Genomic DNA, 6,123 nt, shown 5'->3' with positions numbered 1-6,123 from the left:
CACATAAAAGAAGCTCTCAAGCCTTTACTTTCCAGACTTGAGAGCATTTTCCTTGTACACCTTATATTTTATCTATAACATTGCAGTCTTTTGACTTATACTTTGAAGTTCTTGATAGCACTTTGCAATTCTTCAGCCATCCTCGCCAATGCCTGGCTAGATACTGCTAATTCCTCCATCGCAGCTAATTGCTCTTCGGTAGCTTTCGAAACAGTTTGCGCATGACTAGCGGCTTCTTTGCTAATACAATCGATATCCCTTACTGAGACAACGATTTGCTCACTGCCTGTAGCCATCTGCTCAATGGCTGCAGATATTTCTTTGATTTGTAGTGAAAATTCATTGATGAGCGCTACAATTTCCTTGAACGCTTTACCAGCCGTATTTACTACATCAGCTCCGACATTAACCTCTTGGGTTCCAGCATTCATAGCAACAACAACGCTGTCAGTTTCTGTCTGAATTTCCGAAATCAGGCTGGCTATTTGTTTAGCAGCCTTTTGCGATTGCTCAGCCAACATGCGCACTTCCTCAGCAACAACCGCAAAACCTCTGCCCTGTTCGCCTGCACGCGCGGCCTCAATAGCGGCATTTAGCGCCAGCATATTGGTCTGACCTGCAATTCCTGAAATAGTATCAACAATCTGCCCAATCTCTTTTGAGCGCTCGCTAAGCTTTGTAACTACTTTTGCCGTTTGGGCGACTGAGGTTTCAATATTTCTCATCTGATGTATGGCATCACTTACTGCTTTGTCCCCTTCGCTTGCCACACTCGTTGCTTTGTTCGCTACACCCAACATTGCACTTGAATTCGCAGCTATTTGCTGAATACCTGCAGACAGCCGTTCAATGACAGAAACTGTTTTCTCAATCGAACTTACCTGTACTTCGGCCCCACGGGCTACATCATTAATCGATGAAACCACATGTTTGTTCGCTTGAGTCAGATGTTCGGCGTTAGCAGTAAGTTCTTCGGCCGCGGCAGCTACCTGATCAGATGTATGCGCCACTTGACCTGTAAGAGTTCCTACTAGTGATCGAAGCTTAGAAACCATATATTCAAGCGCTTGTCCCAGCTTTCCAAATTCGTCTTTGCGCGTTGCAGCATTAACTTTATGCGTAAAATCTCCTTGGGCAATAGCTTCCGCATCGGCAATTAACGATTGTAAAGGAATTGTAATTTGACGGCAAATCAGAAGGATAAATAAAATCGAAGCTGCCCCGCTACACAGTGCTAAGTATAAACCCATCTTTGCCTTTTGCTCAAGACCATTCAGGCTTGAATCCATTTCCTCTTCTGCCTCATGACGGATATCATCAGTATATTTACTTAGTTTCTCGGACATTTCATCAAAGGCTGGCATTAACTTATTGCCCTCACTGGGACCGGATTCGATATATTTAGTGGCCATTAATTTGCCTAACTCATAGTAATTATCGAATGCCTGTTCATATTCTTGTAGAAAACTCTGCTTATCTGGACGAAGTTCTTGTAGTTGTAATAAGTCCTTTTTAAACTTTTTTGCATTTTCCTCCGCATTGGCAAAACCGTCATCTTTCCCATCTTGGGCACGAGTTGCGCTAATATCAGAAAGAAACTGTTGCACTTGTACAATTGATAACTCCATATCTTTGGTTAATGAGACGATAGAGTAAGAACGCTCTCTCACCATTTTACCGGTAGTCATTACCTGATAAATAAGAATTGAGTTCATAACTACCATGATAAATACGATAATACCAACCATATATAATTTAGCTTTGCAAGATTTCACTGTTTTCCCTCCGAAAATCCTAAAGTAAGTTTATGTTCGTTATACTATACGTGTTGCTAGAAAACGGAGCTATTCACACTCCAAAAGTAAAATCAAATAAATCAACCCTTTATATTAGGAAACAGAAAGAATCGTCTCCGTGTTTCCCCAGTCCCTCTATATATCAAACTCCTACTAGCTCATGTGAATTAGCAGGAGTTTGATATATATTGTGCTGTTACATGATACGAGATTCTAAACTACCCTTGTCAGCCCGCAACCTTGTTGCAACAAAAACAAGCATATCATCTAAGTATCCTAACTCCAACTACTCCAAATCTCCGGACAATACCCAATTGTAGCTTTAGCACCGTTGCGTACTATCGGTGTTCGTAGCAACAAGGGATGCTTTAGCAGCATTTCTTCCACATCATGCACAAGATATTTCAGATTACGTTTTTCGTATTCTTTGCCTGTTTTGTCAATCAGATTTTCCAGACCGCCGACGGCAACCTTGACTTTATCCAGTTCGCCCTTACTTAACCCGCGCACATTCAGGTCAACAAATTGAAACGGTATCCTCCGCTCCTTGAAGTAGCGTTCGGCCTTCCTGGTCTCCTGACATTTTTTAGTGCCAAATATCTGTATATTCATCGCCAATATAAAACTACTCCTTTACTGGTTACTTAACTCCTCTACCAATTCATTAAGATATGTCCAGCGGTCAATAAGTTCATTAAGCCGCAAGTCCAGTTCCTGCTGTTTGACTGTTAATTCCTGCAGCAGTTCATAGTTACTGCCTGCCGTATTGATAGCCGCATTTACTGCAGCCAGTTCCTGTTCAACCCCGGCAATGATGTCTTCAATTTGTTCATATTCCCGCTGTTCTTTAAAAGAAAGTTTGCGCGGCCGTTCTTTGGGCTTTTCCGAAATCACCAGTTTCTTCTCGGGTGCGCTTTTGTTTTTTTCAGCACCAGTAGTTGGCATTTCGATTGCACTGATGCGATGTTGGTAATCGGTATAATTACCTGGATACTGCTTAATAACACCCTGGCCTTCAAACGCAAAAATCTTGTCAGCAAGCCTGTCCAGAAAATATCGGTCATGCGATACTGTGATAACCGCACCAGGGAAATCCTCCAGATAATCTTCCAAAATACTTAATGTCTGGATATCCAAATCATTGGTGGGTTCATCCAGCAGCAGCACATTGGGCGCACTCATGAGTATTCTCAATAAAAACAAACGGCGCTTTTCCCCGCCAGACAATTTGGCAATTGGTGTCCACTGCAAATGTGGCGGAAACAGAAAGCGTTCAAGCAACTGGGCGGCGCTAATTGTGCCACCATCTGCAGTCTGCAAAAAGTGGGCCTCTTCTTTGATATATTCAATAACCCGCAAGTCTTGATTCATTTCACTGCTTTCCTGGGAAAAGTAACCGATTTTCACAGTTTGTCCGACTTCTACCCGACCTTTGTCCGGTGTCAGGCGCCCGGCAATGATATTGAGCAAAGTGGATTTGCCGCTGCCATTCGGCCCGACAATACCTATCCTTTCATTTTTAAGGACAATGTAGCTAAAGTCATTAATGAGCACACGATTTTCAAATGTTTTACTGATCTGCTCCAGTTCAATGATCTTACGGCCTAACCGGCTGGCACCAACCGTTATCTCTAGCTGGCTGCGACTGATTTCCGGCGTTTGGGCACTGAGCTGTTCAAACCGCTCAATTCTCGCTTTTTGTTTAGTGCTGCGTGCCTTTGCTCCCCGCCGTATCCAGGCTAGTTCATTACGCAAAATATTTTGCCGTTTGCGCTCACTGGCTTCCTGCTGTTCTTCCCTTTCGGCTTTACGTTCCAAGAAATTGCTATAATTGCCGGTATATGTATATAACTTACCAATATCCAGTTCAATAATCCGGTTGGCTACCCGGTCTAAAAAATACCTGTCATGGGTAACCATAAGCAAAGCACCTTTACGTTTAGCCAAATAGTCTTCCAGCCAAACCACCGTTTCGTTATCAATATGGTTGGTAGGCTCATCCAGAATTAATACATCAGCAGGATGAATCAAGGCACTGGCTAACGCTACCCGTTTGCGCTGGCCGCCGGACAGGGTGCTGACAATAGCAGAAAAGTCAGTAATCCCCAGTTTGGTAAGAATTGTTTTAGCATCACTCTCAAGCTGCCAAGCATGTTGGGCATCCATCTGTTGAGACAGGCTGATAAGGCGCTTCTGACATACAGGGTCGTCCGGATGCTTTTCGATAGCCAGCAAAGCCTGCTCATACTCTCTTAATACTTTCATGATCGGCGAATGGCCTTTAAATACTTGCTCTAATACCGTTGCTTTGTCATCAAAGACAGGATTCTGGGGCAAATATTCTACCTGTACACTGTTGCCCACCGTGATTTTGCCGGAATCGGAAATATCCACACCGGCAATTACTTTTAAAAATGTGGATTTACCTGTACCATTAACGCCAATCAAACCAATTTTATCGCCTTCATCAATACCGAAAGTCACATTAGCGAACAGTATCCGATCACCATAACTTTTGCTTATGTTTTCGATTGATAATAAGTTCATACCCTTTTTCCTTTTGGTTGATTTTCCTTTATTCTAGCATAATTATAAGGTTTATTGAAGAAAAGCTCTTTACTTTTCTGGAAAATAGTAGTATATTATTTATTCACTGTGCATAGCCAATCTATGGCTTGTACAAACTGAAATCACGGCATACTATATACTCTATGAACAGAAAGGTGTTTTTTCATGTCGATAACCTTTTCGGCTTTAGGCATTCGTCCTGAGCTGACACAATTTTTAAAAACCACAGGAATTACCCAACCTACCCCAGTGCAAGATAAGGCAATCCCGCTACTGTTAGCAGGTAAAGACGTTATTGCTCAAGCGCAAACAGGTACCGGCAAAACGCTGGCTTTTTTACTTCCTATTTTGGAAAAAATAAAAATTTCGGCCCCCCATGTACAAGCCTTGATTATCACGCCGACGCGTGAATTAGCACAGCAAATCACAGTCGAAGCCACCAAACTGGCCAATATTTTAGGCATTCATGTCGTCTCCGTATATGGCGGTAAAGATTTGGATGAACAAGTCCGTAAATTAAAAAGCCAGCCGCATATCGTTGTCGGCACTCCAGGTCGCCTGCTTGATCATGTCAGGCGCAAAACGTTGAACCTCTCCGGTGTTACTCGCCTAGTGCTGGATGAAGCCGACCAAATGCTCCATATGGGTTTTCTGGAAGAAGTAGAAGAGCTTATAAAACTGACTTCCGCCAAACGTCAGACTATGCTGTTCTCAGCAACCATACCGCCGAAAGTACGGGCCCTTGCTGCCCAGTATATGAACAAACCAGTTGACATTCGCATCCAAACAGAAAATGTAACCTTAGATGTAATCAAACAAATTATAGTTGAATTGCCTGAGTCTGACAAGCTTGACAAACTCTGCAGCATGATTGATGAATATCAACCTTATCTGGCCATTGTATTTTGCCATACCAAAGACCGGGCCAAAGCCGTTAATACCGCCCTCATTCAACGCGGCTATCTATCAGATGAACTGCATGGTGACTTGTCACAAGCCAAGCGCACGCAAGTATTGCGCCGATTCAGCGAAGCTAAGCTGCAAATCCTTGTTGCCACAGACATTGCCGCCAGAGGCCTAGATATTGAAGGAGTTACCCATGTTTTCAGTTATGATATCCCGCGTGATCCGGAAACCTATATCCACCGCATCGGCCGAACCGGACGTGCCGGACAAACCGGGACGGCCATCACTTTCATAAGTCCTGGCGAACATATGTATCTGCGTCTGATTGAGCAAGGTATCAAATCCTCAATCGAAAAATATAAAGCGAATGGACAAACAGTAATAAAAAATGCCAAAAAGGCCACTAACCCACCCACTAAAAAGGCTATTGATAAACCGTCAACGGCTATCAGGACTACGAATAAAAAAAACATCCATGGCGGCAATAATCTTCGTAGCCGCCGCAAAGCTAAATCAGCCCAAGACAACATAGCCGCCAGCGGCAAGCGGAAAATATCCAAGGGCAAGGCGTGATCAGCCTTGCCCTGATTCCTGGCGAGCCGGTATATCTGGCTTACCATTTTTATCATTAAAAGACGCCCGACAAGCCGGGTAGCGTGAACAGCCCCAAAACTTACCATGTTTGCCATTTCTAAGCTGCAGTACTCCTTTGCGGCAGCGCGGGCAGTGATAGTCACCCTTGAGCGGAATATGAGCACTCTTGGCCTTGACGCAAAGACTGGCCGCAAATCGCGCCTGCTGATTTAAAAAAGCATCCAGACTGGCATTACCTTCTGCCATTTGTTGGAGAACA

5 protein-coding genes are annotated in these 6,123 nt (G+C 43.7%); 1 reads left to right on the top strand and 4 read right to left on the bottom strand.

From position 1 onward, the window contains the following. Positions 1-95: 95 nt before the first annotated feature. The 3 genes from AC29Z1_RS11930 to AC29Z1_RS11920 all read right to left on the bottom strand — a co-directional run bounded on the left by AC29Z1_RS11930 (position 96) and on the right by AC29Z1_RS11920 (position 4,343). On the bottom strand, positions 96-1,775 hold the full coding sequence (locus AC29Z1_RS11930) for a methyl-accepting chemotaxis protein (protein ID WP_488271687.1): 1,680 nt from the start codon (positions 1,773-1,775) through the stop codon (positions 96-98). Between the two features lie 297 nt (positions 1,776-2,072). Beyond that, positions 2,073-2,408: an arsenate reductase family protein gene (locus AC29Z1_RS11925; protein WP_488271688.1), complete on the bottom strand. Its 336-nt coding sequence runs from the start codon at positions 2,406-2,408 to the stop codon at positions 2,073-2,075. A gap of 21 nt (positions 2,409-2,429) precedes the next feature. Beyond that, positions 2,430-4,343 (bottom strand): ABC-F family ATP-binding cassette domain-containing protein, encoded by a 1,914-nt coding sequence (locus tag AC29Z1_RS11920; protein ID WP_488271686.1) that lies wholly within the window; start codon positions 4,341-4,343, stop codon positions 2,430-2,432. A gap of 186 nt (positions 4,344-4,529) precedes the next feature. Here AC29Z1_RS11920 and AC29Z1_RS11915 point away from each other — a divergent pair, with 186 nt between their 5' ends. Beyond that, on the top strand, positions 4,530-5,843 hold the full coding sequence (locus tag AC29Z1_RS11915) for a DEAD/DEAH box helicase (RefSeq protein WP_488271685.1): 1,314 nt from the start codon (positions 4,530-4,532) through the stop codon (positions 5,841-5,843). Here AC29Z1_RS11915 and AC29Z1_RS11910 read toward each other — a convergent pair. Beyond that, positions 5,844-6,123, bottom strand: a 280-nt coding sequence (locus AC29Z1_RS11910; protein ID WP_488271684.1) for a topoisomerase DNA-binding C4 zinc finger domain-containing protein, incomplete at its 5' end; no start/stop codon positions are given.

The sequence above is a fragment of the Sporomusa sp. genome (genome assembly GCF_057736855.1).
Note: the sequence above shows the minus strand (reverse complement) of the source record. Positions and strands in the feature narration are given on the sequence as shown.